The organism is Thiomonas sp. TH-17 (assembly GCF_057473305.1).
This window is the reverse complement of the sequence record NZ_JBYCKI010000103.1, coordinates 1-24,146: the sequence shown is the minus strand read 5'-3', so window position 1 is coordinate 24,146 and position 24,146 is coordinate 1. Positions and strand designations below refer to the sequence as shown.

Annotated in this window: 13 protein-coding genes; 11 read left to right on the top strand and 2 right to left on the bottom strand. The window is 61.6% G+C overall.

What is annotated here, in order from left to right:
• Positions 1–158: 158 nt before the first annotated feature.
• The 11 genes from AC2VLV_RS06390 to drmC are packed head-to-tail and all read left to right on the top strand — an operon-like array spanning position 159 to position 23,162.
• Positions 159–1,205, top strand: coding sequence for a DNA cytosine methyltransferase (locus tag AC2VLV_RS06390; RefSeq protein WP_486989174.1), 1,047 nt, complete (start codon positions 159–161; stop codon positions 1,203–1,205).
• 20 nt (positions 1,206–1,225) lie between these two features.
• On the top strand, positions 1,226–1,684 hold the full coding sequence (locus tag AC2VLV_RS06385) for a very short patch repair endonuclease (RefSeq protein ID WP_486989173.1): 459 nt from the start codon (positions 1,226–1,228) through the stop codon (positions 1,682–1,684).
• Positions 1,685–1,703: 19 nt separating this feature from the next.
• Complete coding sequence (gene drmD / locus AC2VLV_RS06380; RefSeq protein WP_486989172.1) at positions 1,704–4,832, top strand: DISARM system SNF2-like helicase DrmD; 3,129 nt, start codon at positions 1,704–1,706, stop codon at positions 4,830–4,832.
• Positions 4,832–5,542: a hypothetical protein gene (locus AC2VLV_RS06375; RefSeq protein ID WP_486989171.1), complete on the top strand. Its 711-nt coding sequence runs from the start codon at positions 4,832–4,834 to the stop codon at positions 5,540–5,542. Before drmD (AC2VLV_RS06380) ends, AC2VLV_RS06375 begins: the two co-directional genes overlap by 1 nt.
• A complete protein-coding gene (locus AC2VLV_RS06370; protein ID WP_486989170.1) occupies positions 5,539–9,912 on the top strand; it encodes an Eco57I restriction-modification methylase domain-containing protein in 4,374 nt (1,457 codons plus the stop codon). Before AC2VLV_RS06375 ends, AC2VLV_RS06370 begins: the two co-directional genes overlap by 4 nt.
• On the top strand, positions 9,909–11,786 hold the full coding sequence (locus tag AC2VLV_RS06365) for an ATP-binding protein (protein ID WP_486989169.1): 1,878 nt from the start codon (positions 9,909–9,911) through the stop codon (positions 11,784–11,786). Before AC2VLV_RS06370 ends, AC2VLV_RS06365 begins: the two co-directional genes overlap by 4 nt.
• Before the next feature lie 11 nt (positions 11,787–11,797).
• Positions 11,798–14,929: a DISARM system SNF2-like helicase DrmD gene (gene drmD / locus AC2VLV_RS06360; RefSeq protein ID WP_486989168.1), complete on the top strand. Its 3,132-nt coding sequence runs from the start codon at positions 11,798–11,800 to the stop codon at positions 14,927–14,929.
• Positions 14,926–16,548, top strand: a complete 1,623-nt coding sequence (locus AC2VLV_RS06355) for a hypothetical protein (protein WP_486989167.1) — start codon at positions 14,926–14,928, stop codon at positions 16,546–16,548. The genes drmD (AC2VLV_RS06360) and AC2VLV_RS06355 overlap by 4 nt, the downstream gene beginning before the upstream one ends.
• Complete coding sequence (gene drmA / locus AC2VLV_RS06350; RefSeq protein ID WP_486989166.1) at positions 16,545–20,540, top strand: DISARM system helicase DrmA; 3,996 nt, start codon at positions 16,545–16,547, stop codon at positions 20,538–20,540. Before AC2VLV_RS06355 ends, drmA begins: the two co-directional genes overlap by 4 nt.
• Before the next feature lie 2 nt (positions 20,541–20,542).
• Positions 20,543–22,399 (top strand): DrmB family protein, encoded by a 1,857-nt coding sequence (gene drmB, locus AC2VLV_RS06345; protein ID WP_486989165.1) that lies wholly within the window; start codon positions 20,543–20,545, stop codon positions 22,397–22,399.
• Position 22,400: 1 nt separating this feature from the next.
• Positions 22,401–23,162 (top strand): DISARM system phospholipase D-like protein DrmC, encoded by a 762-nt coding sequence (drmC, locus tag AC2VLV_RS06340; RefSeq protein ID WP_486989164.1) that lies wholly within the window; start codon positions 22,401–22,403, stop codon positions 23,160–23,162.
• Between the two features lie 339 nt (positions 23,163–23,501).
• On the opposite strand, the gene AC2VLV_RS06335 is transcribed toward drmC, so the two are convergent.
• Positions 23,502–23,687 (bottom strand): hypothetical protein, encoded by a 186-nt coding sequence (locus AC2VLV_RS06335; protein WP_486989163.1) that lies wholly within the window; start codon positions 23,685–23,687, stop codon positions 23,502–23,504.
• A 104-nt stretch (positions 23,688–23,791) separates the two neighbouring features.
• A partial coding sequence (locus AC2VLV_RS06330) for a hypothetical protein (RefSeq protein WP_486989162.1) occupies positions 23,792–24,146 on the bottom strand: 355 nt, incomplete at its 5' end.

The following is a 24,146-nucleotide window of genomic DNA, read 5'->3' as shown; positions in this document are numbered from 1 at the left end:
GGGTCACCGCACGCCTCGACAAACCATGGACCTGTGGCGCAAAAATCATCCCGAAATCTTCGTCAGGCGATTAAAGAACCAGACGGGTCTTGACAATTAGCCTGCGTTGACCTGAAGGGATCTCATGCGGCGGTCGAAACGAGAACAGGAGAATTGACGTGAAGAAGAAAATTGCTTGTGTCGATCTATTCTGCGGCGCGGGCGGGCTGACGCATGGCTTCATCTTGGAGGGGCTTCCCGTCGTCGCGGGCATCGATCTCGACCCCGCTTGCCGCTTCCCCTACAAACAGAACAACGGCAAAGCCCGATTCCTCGAACGTGACATCAGCATAGTCACGCCCGAAGAAATCGAAGGGCTATTCGGCGACGCTGACGTGACGATCTTGGCGGGGTGCGCACCTTGCCAGCCCTTCTCTACCTACGCCCAGCGTTACGAACTCGATGGCAAGGATGGCAAGTGGGGCCTGCTCTACCAGTTCGCACGTCTCGCAGAAGGCACGATGCCCGACGTCATCACGATGGAAAACGTGCCGACCGTCGCCAAGCACGAGGTGTTCCACGACTTCGTGGATACGTTGAAACGGCTTGGCTACAAGGTTTGGTTCGATGTCGTTGATAGCTCTCGTTATGGCGTCCCGCAGTTACGGCGGCGGATGGTGTTGCTGGCCTCTAAGCACGGCAGCATCGAGATGATCCCGCCCACGCACGAGAAGCCGAAGACCGTGCGGCAGGCCATTGCGCATTTGCGTCCTCTCAGCGCCGGTGAATCCGCGCCCAGAGACAAAATGCACGTCACCTCGACGCTGTCTGAAACGAACCTCGAGCGGATCAAGGTCTCCAAGCCCGGCGGCACGTGGCGCGACTGGCCCAAATACTTGATCGCCGAATGCCACCGCGTCGAGAGCGGGCGCACCTATCCGGGCGTCTATGGGCGCATGGAGTGGGACAAGCCTGCGCCGACCATGACGACCCAGTGCTACGGGTTCGGCAACGGTCGCTTCGGTCACCCTGAGCAGGATCGAGCCATCTCCCTGCGGGAAGCCGCGATCTTGCAGAGCTTCCCGCGCGACTATGCATTCATCCCGCCGGATGGCGAGGTGAGTTTCAAGGTGCTCGGGCGGCTCATCGGCAACGCGGTTCCCGTCGATCTCGGTCGTGCCATCGCCCGCAGTATCGATCGGCACCTCGCATTGATCGCGCGGTGACGGACTGACGTGGACTGCCGATGCCCAGACTCGTACGTCCGCCTTCCGATGTCAGTCGCCGCATGGCGAACGTGCGGCAGACCGGTACGGATGTCGAGTTGGCGTTGCGTCGGGAGATGTACCGCATCGGGTTGCGCTACCGGGTCGGCTACGAGGTGCTGAAGAACCCGCGCCGCGTCGCTGATGTGGCGTTCCCCAGTCGCAAAATCGCTGTCTTCGTCGATGGTTGCTTTTGGCATGGCTGTCCCGAACATGCTACGTGGCCCAAGCAGAACGCAGAGTTCTGGCGAGAGAAGATCGAAGCGAATCGGCGGCGGGACGCGGACACGAACGATCGCTTGCGGTCACTCGGCTGGATGGTGCTCCGGTTCTGGTCGCACGATTCTCCGGCCGAGGCCGCCAAAGCCGCCGCGCGCGTGATTGCCAAGGTCGACACGGAGCATCGTGCCTCGTCGTCCGACACGAACGAGAAGAACTGAAAAGGAAGATGGCCACCACATGGGCGTCCAGAACGAACGGCAAACTGAAACATATCGCGCTCGCCCCGAGCCGGGGCAGCTCGTCGAGGTGCGCCGTCGTCAGTGGGTGGTGGCCGATGTCGATTCCGCTCGGCTGGATACCGACACTCCCCAACATTGCGTGACGCTCTCGTCGATCGACGAGGACGGTCTCGGCGAGGAGCTGGAAGTCATCTGGGAGATCGAACCCGGCGCACAAGTCATCGAGCGTGCGGGCCTTCCTTCCATCACCGGGCAGGACGACTCCGACGCGCTCGAAGCCTTTCTCGATGCCGTGCGATGGGGTGCCGCCACCAATGCCGATAGAGGTTTCCTACAGGCACCGTTCCGCAGCGGCGTCAGCATCGAGGACTTCCAGCTCGACCCGCTGGTGCGCGCCATCGACATGGCGCGCGTCAACCTGCTCATTGCCGACGACGTCGGCCTCGGCAAGACCATCGAGGCTGGCCTGGTCATCCAGGAACTGCTGCTGCGGCACCGTGCCCGCACCGTACTGATCATCTGCCCCGCGTCGCTTCAGGAGAAGTGGCACGTCGAGATGCTGGAGAAGTTCGGCCTCGACTTCCGGGTGGTGGACACCGATTACATTAAGCGGCTGCGGCGCGACCGCGGCATCCACGCCAATCCATGGACGTCGCACCCGCGCCTCATCACGTCGATTGATTGGGTCAAGGGTGGTGAGGGCCTGCGCGCCATGCGCGACGCGATCCCGTCGCACGTCGGCCATCCGCGCAAGTTCGATCTGCTGGTCGTGGACGAAGCGCACAATGTCGCTCCCGCCGCAGGCGCGCACTACGCGCTGGAGAGCCAGCGCACGCGCTTCGTTCGCGCCATTGGCCCGCACTTCCAGCATCGCCTGTTCCTGACCGCGACACCGCACAACGGTTACACCGAGTCGTTCACCTCGCTGCTGGAATTGCTCGACGACCAGCGTTTCGCGCGCAACATCCTCCCCGACGAAAAGCGCCTGAGTCAGGTCATGATCCGTCGCCTGAAAAGCGATTTGGTCGACGCGCACGGTAACCCCCTGTACGCCCGGCGCACCTTGCAGGCGCTCGAAGTACCGTACACGGCGGAAGAACGCGAGATCCACCGCAAGCTGGACGACTACTGCGCCAGCCGCGAAAAGGACGCCGAGAAAGCTGGCAACGGCTTCGGCACGGCCTTTGTCAATCGCATCCTCAAGAAACGTCTGCTTTCGTCGCCAGCGGCGTTCGCGTCCACGCTCGAAAAGCACGTCGCGTCGCTGGCGGCAGCACGACCCGTGAAGGCGGACGCGATGGCCGATCGCATCCTGCACAAGGCCATCCTGAGAGCCGACGAGGACTATGCCGATGACCAGGAAGTCGAGAACGCCCAAGCCGAAGCCATTGAGGAGGCCACCCGTCGCTCAATGCCGCTAACTCCAGAGCAACGGGCGATGATCGACGACTTGCGGGCATGGGCGCAACGAGCCAGGAATCAGATCGACTCCAAGGCCGAAGCCATCCTCGACTGGCTCACGGCGAACCTCAAGACGAACGGTGACTGGAACGACCGCCGGGTGATCTTGTTCACCGAATACCGCACCACGCACCAGTGGATGCAGCAAATCCTCGCCAGCCATGGCTTCGGCGGTGAGCGCCTCGGCCTACTTCACGGAGGCCTATCCCAAGAGGAGCGCGAACCCATCAAAGCTGCGTTCCAAGCCTCTCCGCAGGATTCGCCCGTGCGCATCCTGCTCGCTACCGACGCGGCGTCCGAAGGTATCGACTTGCAGAACCACTGCAACATGCTCATCCACTTGGAGATTCCCTACAACCCCAACGTGATGGAGCAGCGCAACGGACGTATCGACCGCCACGGGCAGCGCGAGAAAGAAGTGCTGATCTGGCATCCGGTCGATGGCGGCGACGCGAACGGCACGTCGGTCGGCGGCCACGGCGAGGACATCCTGCGTGCCTTGAGGAAACTGGACTCGATGCGCGCCGACATGGGGAGCGTCAATCCAGTCATTGCACCCCAGATGTCCGGCCTCATCGAAGGCTCCCTGAAGAACTTGGACACCGGCCTGGCTGAGGCACGGATCTCCCGAGCCAAGAACTTCGTTCGCGCCGAACGCGAGTTGAAAGAACGCGTCACCAAGCTGCACGAGCGCCTGCTCGCCACCAAGCAGGATTTCCACCTCACACCAGACCACGTCCTGATGGCCGTGAAGACCGGCCTCGCGTTGGCGGGTCGTCCGCCGCTGGAGCCCGTCGAACTGGCGGGCGCACCTTCGGGCAGCGTCTTCCGGATTCCCGCTCTGTCCGGGTCGTGGGCACGCTGTCTGGAAGGGCTGCGTCACCCGCACACCCAGAAGATACGGCCCATCACATTCGACCACGCCGTCGCCAGTGGTCGCGACGACGTCGTGCTCGTCCATTTGAATCATCGCTTGGCGCAGATGTGCCTGCGCTTGCTACGCGCCGAAATCTGGGCGCAGGACGATGTGAAGAAACTGCACCGTGTCGCCGTCCGCACCGTGCCGGATGCACTTGTCGATGGCCTCGCCGTGGTCGTCGTTTCGCGGCTGGTCGTCACTGGCGGCAACCACCATCGGCTGCACGAAGAACTGACGGTATCGGGCGGCTACTTGCGCGATCAATCGTTCCGCCGCGAAGAAGGGGTCACCCGTGTCCAGCAGTGGTTGGACGAAGCGAAGCCGATCACGGCGGCTCCCTCCCTGTTCGACGCGCTCCGCGTCCGTTTCGACCGTCAGCAGGAGGCCATCCTGAAGGCCGTCGATGCCCGTTCCAAAGAACGTCTCCGCTACCTGGCAAACACGCTCCAGAACCGCAAGCAGCAGGAAATCGACGACATCGGCACCGTGCTCGACGAGCTGGAAAAGGCGATCCAGTCCGAGTTGAAGAAAGAACAGCAACCCGAGCAGTTCTCGCTCTTCACCGAGGACGAGCGCACACAGCTCCGGCGCGACATCGCCGCGCTGGAAGCACGCCTCGCGCGCATCCCTGATGAGCGCCGGATGGAAACGCAGGCTATCGAGGCCCGCTACGACAAGTTTGACGACCGCACATTCCCGGTCGCGGTGATCTTCGTCGTGCCAGAAACCATGCAAGGAGCCCAGTGATGACTGATTCCTTCGGTGTGGTCGAAGACAAGGCTTTTGAAGCCGAGTATTTTCTTAAGAGGCTACAGGAATCCAGCCATATGAGCTTTGAAGCTTCCTGTTTTTTTAGTGCTTTCGTATCCGCATCAAGAAGTGTCACCTTTTCTCTTCAGGCGGCAATGAGCGGAGTTGCTGGATTCGATGATTGGTACGAAGAAGCTCGGAAATCCTTGCAGACCGATCAACTCGCAACGTATTTCGTTGAAGTTCGAAACGATGTTGTCCACAAGGGGCGAAACCCGCTGAACCGAGTTTCGCTCGAACATCTTCGGGAGCATCTCTCCAGGCAGATGTTCTCTCGTGACTGTCCCCATGTTTTGGCGATTTCCGATGCGCGTAAGGGCGGGCGATTAGCGCTGGTGGATGCTGTCTCGGCATGCAAAGAAATTTTCAAATCATTGCTCGCGCTCGTCTTTGAGTGTTACTCGACTTTTCGCACAGTCGTCGATCCAAGGTGGTATTTCACGGAAGAGAATTTCATTTCGAGAGGTCGAACTCTCGAAGATGCGTTGAGTGAGCTTGGTTACCCCTCGTCTTGGGGTCAATTCGCACCTTCTGGTGTTGGTGCTTGGGAAGCTCTTAGGAAACAGCAGCCTCCTTGCCTATTGAATCATTTATTTAAGGAATTTCTGGGGCAAGCTGTTACTGATCCTAACGAGGTGTCGTCGTGAGCGATATCCATCACGACTGGCTATCACTCATCGAGATTTCCGGCCCCTTCCTCGCCGTCCCCGTCCTTAAGGAAGCTTTCCCGCAAGGGCTGGAAGAACTCGATGCAGCCAAACGCAAGCGGTTACGCCAAGTCTACGACGAATGGCGCGAGGCGCTGGAAACCGACGATCCTCGCTTCGCCGACCTGCACGCGGCATGGATCGACGAGGTCTTGTCGCGCGGGCTGGAACTCGACGAGGACGGTCGCGGCGACGTGCTCAAACGCAAGGACTGGTGCGCCGCACACTTGACCGCCGCTCTACCCGAACATGGCGTCAGCCTGTCGCCGGACTTCGCGGTCGTCGGGAATGGCGATACCGCCCTGATGCACGTCCACGCCTACCGGCCGGACGTCGAACTCGATGCCACGCAGAAATTGGACAGCTGGGCCTGCACGCCGGCGGAGCGCATGGCGTCGCTCTGCCGCGCCACCGGCTGCCGTCTCGGTCTGGTGACCAACGGCGAACGCTGGATGCTGGTCGATGCGCCCGTGGGCGCAGTCACTACCTTCGCCAGTTGGTATGCGCGCATCTGGGGACAGGAATCCATCACCCTCCAAGCCTTCGTCCACCTCTTGGGAATCCGGCGTTTCTTCGTCGATGAATCAGAACGGCTGCCCGCGCTCTTCGATCGCTCGCTGAAGTTCCAGGACGATGTGACCGACGCCTTGGGCGAGCAGGTGCGGCGCGCGGTCGAAGTGCTCATCCAGTCGCTCGACAAGGCCGACCAAGACCGCGACCGCGAGCTGTTGCGCGGCGTGAAGGAAGCCGAACTCTACGAAGCCGCGCTGACTGTGATGATGCGGCTGGTCTTCCTGCTTTCCGCCGAAGAGCGCGGCCTGCTGCTCTTGGGCGACGAATGCTACGAAGCCAATTACGCGATCTCGACCCTGCGCATGCAGTTGCGTGCCGAATCCGACGAAATTCTGGAACGTCGCTGGGATGCCTGGTCGCGCCTGCTGGCCGTCTTCCGCGCCGTGTATGGTGGCATCGAGCACGAAAACCTGCGCCAGCCCGCGCTGGGCGGCTCCCTGTTCGACCCGGATCGCTTTCCCTTCCTCGAAGGCCGCGCCCGTGGCTCGGACTGGCGCACCGACGTCGCCAAGCCGCTGCCCATCGACAACCGCACAGTCTTGCTGCTGCTCGAAGCCATCCAGCAATTCCAGGGGCGCACGTTGTCGTATCGGGCGTTGGACGTCGAGCAGATCGGCTACGTCTATGAAGGCTTGCTGGAACGCACCGTCAAGCGCACCGCCGAGGTCACACTGGAACTCGACGCCACCAAGAGCGCGCAGTCGCCGTGGGTCACGCTGGCCGAATTCGAATCCGCTCGGCTGGACGGTGCCGCGCGCTTGGCCGAACTGCTCCAGCAGCGTTCCGGCAGTTCCCCCAGCCGCGTACGCAACGATCTGGCTCGTCCCGTGGACGATGCGCTCGCCGACCGCATGCTGACGGCCTGCCACGGCGATACGGCGCTGCGCGACCGCATCAAGCCCTTCGGCCATCTGGTGCGCACCGACCCTTGGGGCTATCCGCTGATTTATCCCGCCGGAGCCTTCATCGTCACCACCGGCTCGGACCGGCGCGAGACCGGCACCCACTACACGCCGAAATCGCTTACCGAGGCCATCGTCGCCGAGACGCTCACGCCCATCGCCTACGTCGGCCCGGCGCACGGCACTCCACGCGCGGATTGGGCGCTGAAATCGCCTGCCGAATTGCTCGACCTGAAGATCTGCGACCCGGCGATGGGTTCGGGCGCGTTCCTCGTGCAAGCTTGCCGATGGCTGGCCGACCGGTTGGTGGAGGCATGGGCGCAAGCCGAGGCGCAGGGCCACACCGTTGGCATCGATGGGCGGGTAGCAGATGCCGACGCCAACGTCGAGGTACTGCCGCGTGACACCGAAGCGCGCACCATCGTCGCCCGCCGTCTCATCGCCGAACGCTGTCTCTACGGCGTCGATCTGAATCCGCTGGCGGTCGAACTTGCGAAACTCTCGATCTGGTTGGTGACGCTGGCCAAGTGGCGGCCCTTCGGTTTCCTCGACCACAACCTTCGTTGCGGCGACAGCCTGATCGGCATTCACCGGCTGGAACAACTCACCCAGCTTTCGGTGAACCCCACCGGCCAGCGCCAGCGGCCGCTGTTCGGCCAGAACATTGAGCAAGCCGTGCGCGGAGCAATCGAACTGCGGCAGCGCCTGCGTGAAATCCCCATTCGCGACATCCGCGACGTGGAGACGATGGCTCATCTGGACGCCAATGCGCGCCGCAAGCTCGAACTGCCAGAGTACATCGCCGACGCTTTCGTCGCGGCGGTGTTCGCATCGGGTGGTAGTGACATTGACTTTGAAAATGCACTGACACCGCTGCGCGTCCAGGCCGAGCAGGCTATCAATGGCGACCGCGATGTCCTCGCCTTGATGCGTAGCAGATCAATTGCCGCCCTTTCGATCGATCTGCCTACCGACAGGCCCGCACGTAGGCCATTTCATTGGCCCTTAGAGTTTCCGGAAGTCTTCGCGCGTGAACGCGGCGGCTTCGACGGCATGGTAGGTAATCCGCCCTTTCTTGGCGGGAAACGAATCACCGGCGTCGCTGGCACGGCCTATCGCGACTGGTTGGTCGCGCATATCGCCGAAAGGCGGCGGGGCTCTGCAGATCTGGTCGCCTATTTTTTTCTGCGGGCGTGGAGCCTGCTGCGAGAAGGTGGCGGATTCGGGCTGCTGGCAGTCAATACCATCGCGGAAGGCGACACACGGCGGATTGGATTGGAAGCAATGGTCGGCGCGGGTGCCGTCATCCATGCAGCATACCCAAACGAACCTTGGCCAGGAAAGGCGGCGGTCGTCACCAGTCGCGTGCATGTCCACAAGGGTGAATGGTCGGGTGAGCGCTCGTTCCTTGGACGGTCGGTGCCCTTCATATCGGCCTTTCTGTCTGATCGTGAGGATTGGAGTCCAAAACGGCTGAAGGCCAACGAAGGCACTGCTTATCAAGGTGCTTACGTGCTTGGTATGGGTTTCGTGCTTTCACCTGATGAAGCGCAGCAGATGCTGGATGCCGATCCGCGAAACGTCGATGTGATCTTTCCTTACATCAATGGCGAAGACCTCAATTCAGACCCCGAGCAGCGCCCAAGCCGGTGGGTGATCAATTTCTGGGACTGGCCAAAGGAAAGAGCACAAGAATACGAGTTGCCATGGCAGCGAATCGAAGAGCGAGTCAAGCCCGAGCGTCAGCGTCTCAACGAACGCGGCGAGTTTGTTCTTCGGAAGCCATTGCCGGAGCGTTGGTGGCAGTTCGGTGAGAAGCGACCTGGCCTTTACCACGCCATCGGTCGCGGTCGGTATTTCGAGCGCCACCCTGAGGGATGGAGTTCCGATAGCGGCGAAAGAGCCAAGGTTATGGTTTGCAGTGAGGTAACCAAGCACCTTTCGTATGTGCTCGTCCAAAGTGAGTACGTGGTATCGGAGCGAGCGGTCGTATTTCGAGATAGTGAGGTATTGGCAATCTGCCAGTCCTCCATTCACGAGGTGTGGGCGCGCCTTTATAGCTCACGTCTAGAGACGCGTCTAAAGTACTCGATTGGGAATGCTCTTGAAACATTTGCATTCCCGAACCGGCCTTACAGCGAGCTTCAGGAGCTGGGAATGCAGTTGCATCGGTTGCGCGCAGACTTGATGGCTGAAGACCGCATTGGCCTGACAAAGCTCTACAACCGCTTCCACGCTGACACTGAGCAAGATCCCCGCATCAAAGAGTTGCGCGCATTGCAGCGCGAAATGGACGTCGCCGTCGCACGCGCATACGGCTGGGACGACCTCAGTCTCGACCACAGCTTCCACAAAGTTCCATATCTGCCGGAGAACGACCGCGTCCGCTTCACCATCTCGGAGACCGCGCGCGTCGACGTGCTGCGCCGCCTGTCGGAACTGAACCGCCAGCGATACGAGGAAGAAGTGGCCCAGGGTCTGCATGGCGACGCCGCGCCACGCGCTTCGACTCGTACCGCGAGTGCAGGTCGAACCGCCAGCGTCGCAACGGTTCAACCCTCGCTCGACTTCGATGCCACTCCCGCCAACGAGAGCCAATACCTCAAAGTTGCTGAGCACCGCGCCGACTACCGCGCAGGACCTGTCCACGCCATCGTCGAGTATCTGAGCGCCCATACCGGCTGGCACGCCAAAGCCGAGGTCCTTGCCGGCACCGGCATCACAGACGGCCAATGGAACACCACGATCGCCGACCTGATCGCGAGTGGCAAGGTCGAGCGCCAAGGCGAGCGGCGTGGCGCTCGTTATCGACTTCTTGTAGGGGGAGAAGAATGAAACAGTACCGACTGAACGTCGATCCGCGTATTCTGGAACTGCTCGGGCCGAATCTCTACACCAACATCTATTACGTTCTGGCGGAGCTGATTGCCAATGCGTATGACGCCGACGCCAAGAACGTCTACATCATTTCCAGCAAGGACGACATTCGTGTCGAAGATGATGGGCACGGTATGTCATACGAGGCGGGTGACATCGCCAAATACCTGAACGTCGCCGGGGTGTCCCGAACGACCGAGATAGAATCGCTCACGAAATCCGGTACCCGCCGCAAGATGGGGCGTAAGGGTGTCGGCAAACTGGCCGCGCTCTCGGTTTCGGAGGATGTCGACGTCCTGACGATCGTAAATGGGGAGAAGTCGGGCTTCGTGCTGACCCGTCATCCAGAGAATGGTCATGACCTGAAGGCGATTCCGGATGATCAGATCGTTTTCGAGCGCATCGCCGATCACGGCTCCGCCATCATCATGCGCAATCCGCAGTACCGCCTCCACAAGACCCTAGATGCGGTAAAGCGAAACCTTCTCAAGATATTCCCGCTGATTGATGCCAATTTCCGGATTCACGTAATACGCGCCAACGAAGAGGTGACGATCGAAGACTTCGACCGCAACATCATGGGCGAGCTATGCGCACTGGTCACGCTCGGCGACAAGTTCAAGCCGCTGTGCGATCTCGTGCCGGACAGTCATCCGGACCGGCGAGCCGATCTCGTCGCGGCGCAGGCTACGAAAGCGATACCGATCATCGTGAAAGCCAACGATGGGAAAGAACATGAGTATTCGTTGGAAGTTCTAGGCTGGATCGGCGCGTACAAGAGCACACGAGGAAGAAAGGCGGAGTTGACCGATTTCCCGGACAACTTCGTCTCGTTGTTCGCCAATGAAAAGATGGGCGAGTTCAACATTTTGCCCGTCGTAGGTCAGAACAAGTTGAACGAGGTCTATGTTGTTGGGCAGTTGCACGTCGATCTTTTCGAGTTGACGGAGTTGCCAGATATGGCACTGAGCAACCGTCAAGGCTACAAGTCCGACGACCCACGCTACGAAGCCGTTCGGGAGTATGTCCGAGGTGAATTGCTCGCCGATATTCTCAAGCGGCGCGAGACATATACGGACATCGTCAACGCCGATAAAAAGAAGCAGAAAGAGGGAGCGCAAAGGAGCGACGAGGCAAAGCTCAGGGCTGCAGTGGACACCTTCCGCAGAAAAGCCAGTGAGGAAGCGGCTACTGCGTTGGCGAAGTTGGGGGTAAATGTTTCGCGCGAGGCAATGGAGGACGCCATCTCCAAGTCCATCAACGACAACAGCCCTGACCTCGGTCTGAAGGCGACAGTCGATTCCCAAAAAAAGAAAATCCTCATCAGCCAGACCTACCTCGACAAGGCTTTTGCCGACATCATTTACCAGATGCTGGTGTTCAATGATGTGCCGTCGGATGGCATTCTTTACACCAACTGCGACGACGAAGTGTGCCGCGTACCCGAGGGTCGCGGAGTCTACGACTACCTCCGCGAGTTTTTCGTCGAGAGCTACTCGACCCAGAAGATTTTCGTCCTCTTCGTGACCAGTGAAAACACAAAAGTCTCATGGGGTGCGATCACAGAAGTCGGGGCTTCGTGGATCACCAAGATCGACCACAAGATTTTCAACGTCCATCCCTTCCGACCTGAGCACCCCCTCAACGACGAAGTGCAGTGGCAGAGCACCAATCGGGATAAGCCGAGCGGCGATCTCTGGATGATTCCGCTCAACGCGGACATCTTCTGCCAGAAGATTGAGGCGGTCTGTGATGCACTGGATTACAAGAAAAAGACCCGTGCGCAGAACATGGCGCATTTGGGAACCCTCGTTTCGATCAGGAAAGCGTGAGGAGCCCAGGCATGCCGTGGAGTCCTGGTCAACTCGTTCGCCATATCGATGATCCGGCCAAGATCGGCACGGTCACCGATCAGACACGCGCGCGTACATCCGGAACTCAGTATCGCGTGAACTGGAATGGGCGTCTGGACTGGCACTACGAGGATGAATTGGTAGCGGCCGATGCGGGCGGTGACGACCCTCTGGAACTGATCCGCGAAGGACGTTACGGACGGGTGGATGACCTGCGCCAGTTGCTGACGCACATCCATCTGGCCGGGCGACTGTCGAACGTCGTCTACGCAATGGGCCTGACTCAGACCGACTTCTACCCGCATCAATACAAGCCCCTGCTGACCCTACTGGACTCGCCCGTCAATGGCCTGCTGATCGCGGACGAAGTGGGTCTGGGCAAAACGATCGAAGCGGGGCTGATCTGGACGGAGCTGCGCGCCCGCTACGACATGCGCCGCCTGCTGGTGGTGTGCCCCGCCATGCTGCGTGAGAAGTGGCGGTTCGAGCTTTCCTCGCGCTTCGGCCTCGATGCCCGTGTCGTCGATGCAGAAACGTTGCGGCAGGAACTGGCTTCGACCGAGCATCGGGAGCGCGCATGGATCGTCAGCTACCAAGGCATCCGCGTGCCGAGCGATTGGGATGCCAACGAGAGCGACAAGCCCAAGCGATCGGTTCGTGCACGGCTCGCCGACTTGCTCTACCAGCATGCCGATCAAGACCCGCTGCTGGACTTGGTGATCTTCGATGAAGCGCACTACATGCGCAACGAAGAAACGGGCGTGTGGCGGACGGGCAGCTTGCTGAGGGATGTCAGCACGCACCAATTGATGTTGTCGGCGACGCCGATCAACCTCGGTTCGGACGACTTGTTCAACGTATTGCGGCTGCTCGACCCGGATCATTTCGAGTATCCGGAGGACTTTCGAAACGTCGTCCTCGCCAATCGCCCGGTGATCGCCGCGAGCGACGTCGTGCGTGATCCGGCGAGCGATGCCGACCAGATCATGGCGGCGATCCGCGAAATCGAGTCGTCACGATGGTTCGAGCGATCCGAGCGTGTCGATCGCTTGATTGAGGAAGCGGAGTCGATCAAGGACTGGACGAACGACAGGCGCATCGACATCGCCGCCAAACTCGAACGGCTCAACTTGCTTGCGTACATCGTCAGCCGCACGCGCAAGCGGGAGGTGCAGTCCGACCGCGTGTTGCGTGACGTCACGGTGTTCGAGGCGGAAATGTCGCCCGTGGAGCGGGAGCTTTACCAGGCGATCACCGAAGGAACGCGGGAGTATGCGCTGGCCAATGGCATTGAGCATGGGTTCCTGCTTTCCACGCCGCAGCGCATGGTTGCATCCAGTCCGGCCGCCTTGCTGCGGACTTGGCGCGACGACGGCCTCGACGCCGACGCCCTCGCGGCGGCGATGGACGAAATCGACGAAGACGAGGAAAAGCTGGCCGAACGGACATCTGGCCTCAAACAGTGGCTGGCGAGCAGAACACTGCCCCAGTTCGGGTTCGGCGACCTGAGCACGAACGACTCGAAATTCGCCGAGCTTTCCAAGGCGTTCAAGCGATTCGTGGCCGAGGATCGAGAAGCCAAGGCCATCGTGTTCACCACCTTTCGGGGCACGGCGCGCTATCTCGTCGAGCGGCTTTCCGCCGAGAACGTGGAGGCCGGTTTGCTGATGGGCGGGGCGGAGTTCGACAAGGAAGCCGTGGTCGCCGCCTTCCGAGAGGACAGGAACTGCCGTGTGTTGGTCTGCACGGACGTCGCCGCCGAAGGCGTGGATTTGCAGTTCTGCCGTCTCGTCGTCAACTACGACCTGCCGTGGAACCCGATGCGCATTGAGCAGCGGATCGGGCGTATCGATCGTATCGGTCAAATGTCCAAGCGCATCTTGGTGTGGAACTTCGTCCACAAGGACACGATCGATGCACTCATCATTGCACGGCTAACCAAGCGCATCGGCGTTTTCGAGAGCACTTTGGGGGAAACGGAGGAAATCCTCGGTCAAGTCCGCAAGCTCGAAGACATCTTGTTGTCGAAGCATCTGACCGTCGATGAAGAAGCGCGCTTGATCGAGGAGGTGGCGCTGGCGATCGAGAACGCCAAGCGCAAACAGGAAGAACTGGAGCGAGAGGCGATCCAACTGGTGGCTCATGGTCAGCAATTGCTGGCGCAGATCGAAGCGGCGCGCGGCGATGGAAAGATCGTCACTCGTCACGACCTGATTCGTTACGTCGATGGATGCCTCAGGAACGTCCCTGGCTGTCGGCTCGTCGCGGCACATGGTGATGCCGACACGTTCGACATCGGCTTGAGTCCCGGCATTGCTGCGGAGTTGGATGAATTCGTGAGGCGGGAGAATCTTGTCGGGAAGACGGGCCTTGCCTCTGGTCAGACGAAGCGTTGCCGCTTTACGGACAGGATCACCGACAAGCCCAAATCCGGCGAGGAGATCGTCCATCGCTTCCATCCGATCGTTCGTTTCCTGTCGCGCAAGGCAGGAGGGGTGGAGGATCGCTTTCCGCTCTACGCAGCCAGAGTCACTGCCGAAGGCATCGAGGCGGGCCGATATGCGCTGATGACCCGACTGGCGAGCTTTTCCGGCGTGAAGGAGGAGGAGCATCTCTTGGTTGCTGCCGTACCACTCGACCGAGAGCCGCCCCTCGACGATCGGCTGGCGGATACCTTGCTCGACTTGGTCAGGAAATCGGGCGACGACTGGCCGACGGTGGCAGTGGATGTCCCTCCGGATGCCGGGGTGGCTGCCGCAGAACGAAGCGAGGAAATGCTCAGAGATCGATACAAGGCGATCAAGGATGAGAAATGGCGTGAGAACCGAGACCGCGCCGACGTGCTTTCTCAGCTATTGGACGACCACATCCGCAAGAAGCGCGACGGGTTCGAGAAGCGGATAGGTAATCATGAATCCTATGCGTCGCTGTATGGAAGCAGCCCGGATGGCAAGCGGCGCAAGGGCTTGGCGAATGCCGAACGCAAGAAGATGGAGGACTTTCTGGCCCGGATGGAAACCCGCCGAGCGACGCTCAAGCGCAAGAGTCAGGCTTTTTCGGCTGAGACGCGCGACATCTGCGTCTTGCTCGTGGACGTGGTGCGGGCGGGAGGTCGTTCATGAAGAGTTGGAAGGATCAACTGCGGGATCTCAAAAACGCACTACGCGGGTCGGGGCGCGACAAGGAACGAAGTGAGGAGCCGCCCAAGCTCGACTTCGAGCCACCGCCAGCGTGGCTGGCTGGCGATCAGCCGATCCCGAAGAAACCGCCTGCCCGGAATCTCGTCCAGAAATCTTCCACCACGGTCGCAGTCGTAGCGCCTGCCACCAAGCCGTCGGCACGGCCCAGCGTACTGCCACCACCATTCAAGCCCCGCATCGACGACGGATGTGCTTTGAACATGCCGGAGTGGAGTGACATCGGCAGATCTTTGCAGCATCCCGAACATCGAGGCGAACGCTCGGCACCGATGGCCGTCAGGGTCGGGGTGGATTTCGGCACCGCTTTCACGAAAGTGGCGATTCGAGCAGGTGTCGATCTGGTGCCCGTCGAATGGTCTGCCGTCACGGGGGACGATTCGGAAACCGGGCGCTATGTGGTTCCCGGTTTCGTCGTTCGCGCGCCGGATGGCGAATTCTGCTGGCGGCGTCTCACCGATGCCGATATTCGAGGGAACCTCAAGCTGCCGGCCATCGAGATGGCCGAGTCGGATGAGTGCCCGATAGCCACCGTTGCGTATCTGGCGTTGGTCATCCGCTACGCGAGGGCGTTCTTGTACCGGAACGCGGAAATTGGACGAAAGCTCGTAGGACGTTCGCTACGCTGGGAGCTGAACATTGGTTGTCCCACCGAGCCGCACGAGAACCCCAAGGTCGTCGATGCATTTCGCTTCATCGTTCGAACCGCGTGGATGTTGGCGGCGGAACATCGGATCGCAGAACAGGATGTCGTGGCTGCATGGTCGTTGGCCGATCGTGCGATAGACCTCGAAGCAGAACCGGGTGTCGTGCCTGAGTTCATCGCTCAAATCGCGGGGTATCTGGGATCTCCGCAGGTGAAGGACGGCCTGCACGCGCTGATCGACATCGGTGCGGCCACCCTCGACGTGGCGACGTTCAATGTCGTTTTGCGAAACGATCGGGCCTCTCCACCACGCATCCCCATCTTCTTTTCTGCGGTACGTCCACTCGGAACTCACTATCTGCGTCACAACCGCCATTCCAGACTCGGCCTCGATCTTTCATGGAACGACGCAGCGCCCGTTGAATCGCCCGATGAGTTTGGGCAACGAAATGGCAAGTTACCGGACGCCGTCGCAGAGGTCGATGAGGAGTTCATGGGGCAAGTCGTCCGCTGCATCGTCGGGGTCATCAATGGAACACGCACCAACGCACGTGGCGACCCGCGTAGTGCGGCTTGGCGAGAGGGCTTGCCGATATTCGTTACCGGAGGTGGCGCGAATTGCGACTTGTATCGTCGAGCAATCGGGGTGGTGCAAAGAGAAGTGAGTTTGCTCGTGGGGCGGCAGCGGGATTCTTCGACCCATTTCCGGCTCATCGAGTTGAATCCGACCTCAGGAAATTCGCGGCGAATCGAGGCGGGCGATAGGCTGACAGTGGCGCTTGGGCTGACGGAGGATGCCGAAAATATCGCTCGTGTCGTCCCGCATCGGGACATCGAGCCGATCACGTATGGCACGCCGGAACGTGTCGATCACACGGAGCTGTATGGAGACCGATGATGAAAAAGGATTCGAATACGGGCACGGCAAGCGTTACCAACGCATGGATCGCCGTCGATCACTGTCTCGGCACGGATCGCAGGCTCGCGCCTTACACCCTTGTCTTGAACGACGACCGCTCGCTGTATCAGGCCATCGCCGAGGACGATTGGGTGCTCGTGCTGAACCCCGCCGGGGAGATCATGCACGCCGGGCGTGTGCTGCGGCTTCGTTCCGATCTCGAAACCACCACGATCTTCTTCGATCGGCTGTCGGTCGCCGACACTCCGGTGCCGATCGCCAGCGTTTCACTGGCCCCACCGACGTCGGGGAACTTCGGGCGCATCCAGTGGGACGAGTTCGTCGCGGCTTTGTCCACGGCGCTGCATAAGACCGTCGGCGGCGTGCCGCCAGTCGAGGATCGGGCCTACGTCCGCGAGCTGCTGCAACTGGCTGTGGTGGACGACCTGCTCGGCCCGGCGGGCGGCCTGCACGAACGCATCGTGGACATGAGCGTGCGCGACCGCTATCTGGTCGGCAAGCTGGCACCGCGTGAGGATGCCCCAGGTGGCATCGAAGGACTGGAAGGCCCGCTCGCCGAGGAGGATGTCGAAGAATCCACCGACCCCATCGTGCCCGGCCAGCACGAACCCGGTGCCGAGTTCGGTACGGCGACGGGGCGGGTGGAACCCGAATCGGACGCTTCCGACGAAATTGATGCCGCCAGCAATCAATCGCTGGTGCCCAGCAGCTTCGGCATGACCTTCTGCGTCGACGGCGACGCCGAGCGCATCGAGGTCGAGGCACGTTGGGGCAGCTACGAGCGTGTGCCCAACGAGGAACACGAGCTGACGCGGCCCAATGGGCAGAAAGCCAAGGTCTGGCAGCGCATCCCCTGCGGCGGGAAGCTGGTGCTGCCGCTCACCGAAGGCATCATTCCCCATCAGGCACCGGATGCGAACCGTCCGGCAGTGCGGATTCAAGGCTCCATCCGCGCCAAGAACGCCAACGGCGACCGCTTGGTGACGTTGTTCCTCATCAACGCGCAGGAAGAACCCGACACCAACCGCGACAGTGCCTGGCTGTTCCAGCCGGAACTGATCGTGCGCGCGGAGGCCGAGGCATCCAAACGTGCCATCTTCCGCCGCCGCCCCGTGCTGGACGCCGACGGAAACGACCCGGAGCGCGAGTCTCTGGAGATGATCTACCGCAACCGCGTGGAGTTCGCGGTTGGACATGGCGTCGCCGTCCACGCCGAGACGGCGGACGACGTGACGCTGGCCACCGAGGTGCGCACCACCGTGCTGCCGCAGTACGAAGTGCAGGTCACGGAGACGCCGGGCCTCGACCCCGCCGACCGTCCGGCGATGAAGCAGATGGTGGAAAGCGGCCTGCTCGACATGCAGCGGCTCGCCACACTGGAAGTCACCGAGTTGGTCGATGCCCTGAACGTGCTGACGAAGGACTACGCGGCGTGGATTGCTGAACAGCGCGGGCGTATCGGCGCGGAAGTAGTCGGATATGACACGCAGGCCGCGCAGGCGCTGGATCGATGTCAGGAAGTCCAGACACGCTTGCAGCAGGGCATCGACACGCTGAAGAGCGACCACAAGGCGCTGGCCGCTTTTCGCTTCGCCAACCGGGCGATGGCCATCCAGCGCGTGCGTAGTCTGTACGCGCTCGAAGTACGGCGTAGGCGTGACGTGACGGTCGATCAGTTCGACCTGCCGAAGAACCGGAGCTGGCGTCCGTTCCAGTTGGCGTTCCTGCTGCTGTCGATTCCCTCGCTGGCCGATCCCACGCATCTGGATCGCGTGCAGCCGATGGAAGCCCATGCCGATCTGCTGTGGTTTCCCACCGGCGGCGGTAAGACGGAAGCCTATCTGGGCGTGGCGGCGTTTACGATGGCGATCCGCCGTCTGCAAGGCAAGCTCGGGGGCTACGACGGCTCGCGCGGTCTGGCGGTCATCATGCGCTACACGCTGCGCCTGCTGACCTTGCAGCAGTTCCAGCGCGCCACCGCGCTGATCTGCGCGATGGAAAAGCTTCGGCGAGATGCTCTCGTTCAAGGTGATGAGTCGCTCGGCAAGGAGCCTTTCACCATCGGCCTGTGGGTCGGCAACAAGGTGACGCCGGGCACGACTGAGGAAAGTCACTACGCCATTCAAGCTCTACGTGATTCGGGAAAGAACAAGGCAGGACGTACTTCACCCCTTCAGCTCACCAGTTGCCCTTGGTGTGGCTCCTCCATCGACCCCGGAAAAGACATCGTCGTCGACAAGGATCGCGGCAGAACGATCGTTTACTGCGGTGACAAAAAGAGCAGTTGCACGTTCTCTCGCGGCAGGTCGAGCAGTTCGCCGTATCCGGGCATTCCGGTGCTGACGGTGGACGAGGAGATCTACCACCGCCCGCCGACGATGATGATCGCCACCGTGGACAAGTTCGCCATGATGGCGTGGCGCGGTCAGGTGCGCACACTGTTCGGTCGAGTGAACCAGGAGTGCGAGCGTCACGGCTTGCTATGGCCCGGCTGCGAATGCAATACCGGGCACCGGGCGACCAAGGGGTTGCCTGCTGCAGCCGTGAAACCCGTTACCCCAATTCGACCGCCCGACCTGATCATCCAAGACGAGTTCCACCTCATCAGCGGGCCGCTGGGCACGATGGTCGGCCTCTACGAGTCCGCCGTCGATGAACTGTGCGGGTGGTCGCTCGATGGAAAGACGGTCAAACCGAAGATCGTGGCGTCCACGGCGACGGCGCGCAAAGCAAAGGAACAAGTGAACAACGTGTTCATGCGGCGCGTGTCGGTGTTCCCACCGCATGGCTTGGACGTGGAGGACAACTACTTTTCGGTGCAGCGTCCGATCGAAGAGCGACCCGGGCGGCGCTATCTCGGCATGTGCTCTCCCGGCAGCTCGCGGCCCGCAATGCTGATCCGCGTCTATACCGCCTTCCTCACCGCCGCGCAGGCCCTATTTGATTGCTTCGGCGAACCCGCTGATCCGTACATGACGATGGTCGGTTACTTCAATTCGCTGCGCGAGTTGGGTGGGATGCGGCGCTTGGCCGAAGACGACGTGCAGACACGTTCCTACCGCGTGCAAATGAGCATGGTCGAACGGCCCGCGCTTGCGCAGCGCAGCGTCAACAACATCCGCGAGCTGACCTCGCGCGTCTCCAGTCAGGACATCCCGAAGTACCTCGACGATCTGGAGGTCAAGTTCAAGGCCGCGCTCGATGCGGCCACCGGAAAGTATGTGACGAAATGGAACGAGGGCGACATTCGTGCCATCGACGTGGTGCTGGCGACCAACATGCTGTCGGTGGGCGTGGACGTGAATCGCTTGGGCCTGATGGCGGTCAACGGCCAGCCCAAGGGCACGGCGGAATACATCCAAGCCACCAGCCGCGTGGGCCGTTCCTTCCCCGGCTTGGTCTGCACGGTGCTCACGTGGGCGCGTCCGCGCGACCTTTCACACTATGAAACTTTCGAGCACTACCACGCGACCTTCTACAAGCATGTGGAAGCGCAATCGGTGACGCCTTTCTCGCCACGCGCGATGGATCGCGGCCTGACCGGCGCGCTGCTCTCCCTGATGCGTCTGGAAAACGACGCCTTCAGCCCGAACGTGGGGGCGAGCGAGTTGGACAAGTCCGACAAGCCGGAGATCACCAAAGCCATCGACGTGCTGGTACGGCGGGCTTGGAACGTCAGCGAGTCGACCGCCATCAAGAATCTGGCCGAGCGTGAACTGAAGGAACGTGCGGACGAATGGACCAAGGCAGTGAGCGTTCCCGGTCGCACGTTGGTTTACGAAAAGCGAGGTGCGCAAGCTGCGACGATGGTTGGGATGGCCAAGTCGCCGGGCATCCATGCGTGGGACAACTGGACGGTGCCGATGTCGATGCGCGAAGTGGAGCCGGGCGTGCGCCTGATCATGAACACGGGACACATCCCGGACGACCACGGGTGGAAGCCGCGTCCGGTGCCGAAGGACGAGGACTGACCATGACCACCAATAGAACACCCGTCGGGGAAGTCCGTCCCAGTCAACTGCTCTGGACATATGGGCCGGGCGCGCTGATCGATTTGCCAAGCCTCTCGGTGGTGACGTTGGGCATCGACCAGTGGGAGAGGGATCGCTGCCAGCCCATCGGTGAGCCGCGCCTGCTCGCCGCCGTCCGCAAGGTCCTTGGGCTGCAGGTGGAGAGCCTGCGTATGCCGCCGTTCCAAAAGACCGAACTCATTGATCCGTGGTCGGCGGAGGCGAACATCGGCGTCCCCGTGCGCCCGTTTCCGCGCTGGATGCGCTGCGTGAAGTGCGGTCTGCTGTCGCCCTTCGATGCGGGGCTGTTCGAAATCAAGGAAAACCGGTTCCGTCCGGAGCGAACCCGTTTCGTCCACAAGGGATGCCGAGGTTCCAGGGGCAACCAGCCCGCGAAGGATGCCGATGCCGTTCCGGCGCGTTTCCTCTTGGCCTGCAGAGATGGCCACCTCGATGACTTCCCGTGGCACTACTTCGTCCATGGCGGCAACAGCTTGTGCAAGGGAGCGCTGCGCTTCTTCGAGAGCGGGGCTTCGTTGCAGACCGAGAACCTGTGGGTGAAGTGCGATGCCTGCGGCGCATCGCGCAGCATGGCGCACGCCTTCGGCAAGGCCGGGAAGGAAAACCTGCCGAGTTGCCGAGGCAGGCATCCCCACCTCGATCATTTCGACGAGGAATGCGACGAGGAAGCGCGAGCCGTCCTGCTGGGTTCGACGAACAGTTGGTTCCCGATCACTCTGTCGGCGCTCGCCATTCCGCAGGCCAAAGACCCGCTCGGCCAGTTGATTCAGGACGGCTGGGAGTTCTTCGACGATCTGGATTCCGCGGCCGCCGTAGCCGTGACGGTGAAGACGTTGAAAAAGACCGGGGTCTTGCCGGGCATCGACAAGTACCCGACATCGGACATCTGGGCGGCCATCGAGGCCCATCGCAACGGCGGTGGACAGGAGATCGTCGGCGAAGCCGACATCAAGAGGCCGGAATGGGAGGTCCTGACGGCGGCCAATCCGCCTGCCGACTACCCGCACTTCATGAGCAAGACAGTGGCCACACCGCCCGGCTTCGAGAATCGGATCGGCAGAGTGCTACTGCTGGAGAGGCTCCGCGAAGTCAATGCACTTCTGGGCTTCACCCGCGTGGAAGCGCCCGAGGAAGCAAGCGATCCGAACGAGCGCCCACAGATGGCGAGCCTCGCGCGTCGCAAGCCGGATTGGGTTCCCGCGAATCAGGTTCACGGCGAGGGCATCTTCATCCAGTTTGACGAAGCGGCGCTGCAGACGTGGGGGGCGCAGCCTGGCGTCCAGCGCGTGGACGGGATGCTCGAAGGTGGCCATCGTGGATGGCGCAATTCGCGTCACCTCGATCCGAACGAAGGCTACCCTGGCATCCGCTACGCCATGCTTCACACGCTCTCGCACCTGCTCATCCGCGAACTGGCGCTGGAGTGCGGATACAACGCGGCAAGCATCCGCGAACGCATCTACGCCGACGTGTCGAGTGCGAATCCGCAGGCGGGTATCCTCATCTACACGGCGGCGGCCGATTCCGATGGGACGCTGGGCGGCCTCGTCGATCTCGGCAAACCGGAAAATCTCGGTCGGCTTCTGCGGCAGGCGCTCAATCGCTCGAAGATCTGCTCGTCCGATCCACTCTGCTCGGAGCACGATCCGGGCAAAGACCGTTCGTTGCACGCCGCGGCCTGCCATGCGTGCAGTCTGGTCGCCGAGACCTCGTGTGAACGGGGCAACCGTTACCTCGACCGATCGTTGCTGGTGCAGACCCTCGACCGAGGGGATGCGGCCTTCTTCGCGGGACTGTGACATGGAAAGGCTGCTGGAAGCCATCACAGCCGTGGTCTGTCTCGTTTCGCCGGAAAAGGTGCGAGCACTGTCGGGCGCGATTCGGAAGATCGAAGGTGTGAAGGCCAACGTCGCCCTGTCGGATCTCGTCGGCACGGCCACGGCCAAAGCCGTCGTCGAACGACTCGTCAAGGCGTGGCAAGTCACGTCGGTCGGTTCCGGCGAACTGGCCTCGATGCTGCTCGCGGCCAGCCATGCGTTCGAGAACGTGTCAAAGCACCAGTCCGCCGAACTCGTATGGACGGGGCCGACAACGCCCTTCGTTTCCGCCCGGCGCACCGAGCAGGCGCTGCTGCAAGTCATCGGCGCGGCCAAGCAAACCTTGTTCGTCACCAGCTTCGTGGCCTACGACGTCTCGACCATCGTGAAGGCATTGAACGACGCGAGCGCGCGGGGCGTGAGCATCTCGATGCTGCTGGAGTCGTCGCAGGATCACGGTGGCAGCATGTCGTTCGACGTGAGCGGCAAGATGCGGACGCTCGTTCCCACAGCGAAGCTCTACGCTTGGCGTGAACGAGCAGCCCAGTTCGCGGATGGGCGGGTTCATGCAAAGGTCGCGGTCGCCGACGGTGACGTATGCTTCATCACCAGCGCCAACCTGACGGGGCATGCAATGGAGCAGAACATGGAGGCCGGTGTGCTCCTCACGGGTGGGCAAATCCCGAGGCTACTGCACGAACACATGCAAGCATTAATCGACACGACGATGGTATCGCCAGCCTGACGTTGGCTAGCAACGCCGTCGCGATAATTTGCCGATAAGCGCCGCTGCCTAGACGACGCTCTTGAACTGCGCCAGCACTTCGATCGGCGATACTGATTACCTTGAGTGCGGTTGGTTCCGGCGTTGGCCGATGACGACTGCGAGTCGCCTTTCCTGATGCGCTCGGTGACCCGCAGTTAATCAAGCGCAGTGGAAATCGGGCGTTTGGCGAACGACTTGATTGGGTCGCACATGTCACTCAGTCCAGGTCGTCGCCACTTGTGGGCACTCATCCTTCAGTGCACGACAGCAGCGATTTCAGCATCGTTCTGTCCCAGTCAACGCCGCGCGGCAGCCGGGTCAGCCTTGAGGCGCCCCGCGCCTCGGCGGTGTGGATGATTGCCGCTGGCCTGCGCGGGGCCTGCCGAGTGTGCGGCGTTGCCTGCGCGCACGCGGACCCATCAGGCGCTCCACGAGCAGGCCGGCACCCAGGGCAACCAGAGGAATGATCAGCACGGCGATGAGGACGATGAGATTCGTTTTCATGCGTGGACTCCAGGACTGGACGCGTGGGCCGCGTCGGGAACATTGCGTCGAGTGATTTTCTCACGCCGACGATCGCGATGAGCCGCGGCGGTGTGTTTCCTCTGCTACCCCGCCGCTCTGAAGGCAGGGTGTAGTGATGCGGGAGCAGGGCGCTGGTAGGGCGTTTCGCCAGCGTGGGCACGACGGTTTCCTTCCAGCAGATAGTCGAGATCCCGCCCGTTGTAGCTGGCGGCGCTGAACTGGTCGAGCTTCTCGACGATCTCGGCGACGACATGCTGGGGCGTCGTGCGTGCCTTTGCCGGGGCGGCCAGGTAACTGAAGAGGTGTCGCAGCGCGGTGGCGAGGGCGAGGTCGCGTTGTTCCAGCCCGCGCAGGTGCGGCGCCAGCAGTTCGATGGTGGCGAACTCGTGGGGGACGACCAGCGCATAGAGCGGCCGCCGCAGTTCACCCACGGTGTTG

Coding starts and splice junctions, on each gene's coding strand:
- AC2VLV_RS06385 (WP_486989173.1), top strand. CDS start 1,226: ATGCCCAGACTCGTACGTCCGCCTTCCGATGTCAGTCGCCGCATGGCG.
- drmD (WP_486989172.1), top strand. CDS start 1,704: ATGGGCGTCCAGAACGAACGGCAAACTGAAACATATCGCGCTCGCCCC.
- AC2VLV_RS06375 (WP_486989171.1), top strand. CDS start 4,832: ATGACTGATTCCTTCGGTGTGGTCGAAGACAAGGCTTTTGAAGCCGAG.
- AC2VLV_RS06365 (WP_486989169.1), top strand. CDS start 9,909: ATGAAACAGTACCGACTGAACGTCGATCCGCGTATTCTGGAACTGCTC.
- drmD (WP_486989168.1), top strand. CDS start 11,798: ATGCCGTGGAGTCCTGGTCAACTCGTTCGCCATATCGATGATCCGGCC.
- AC2VLV_RS06355 (WP_486989167.1), top strand. CDS start 14,926: ATGAAGAGTTGGAAGGATCAACTGCGGGATCTCAAAAACGCACTACGC.
- drmA (WP_486989166.1), top strand. CDS start 16,545: ATGATGAAAAAGGATTCGAATACGGGCACGGCAAGCGTTACCAACGCA.
- drmB (WP_486989165.1), top strand. CDS start 20,543: ATGACCACCAATAGAACACCCGTCGGGGAAGTCCGTCCCAGTCAACTG.
- drmC (WP_486989164.1), top strand. CDS start 22,401: ATGGAAAGGCTGCTGGAAGCCATCACAGCCGTGGTCTGTCTCGTTTCG.
- AC2VLV_RS06335 (WP_486989163.1), bottom strand. CDS start 23,687: ATGAAAACGAATCTCATCGTCCTCATCGCCGTGCTGATCATTCCTCTG.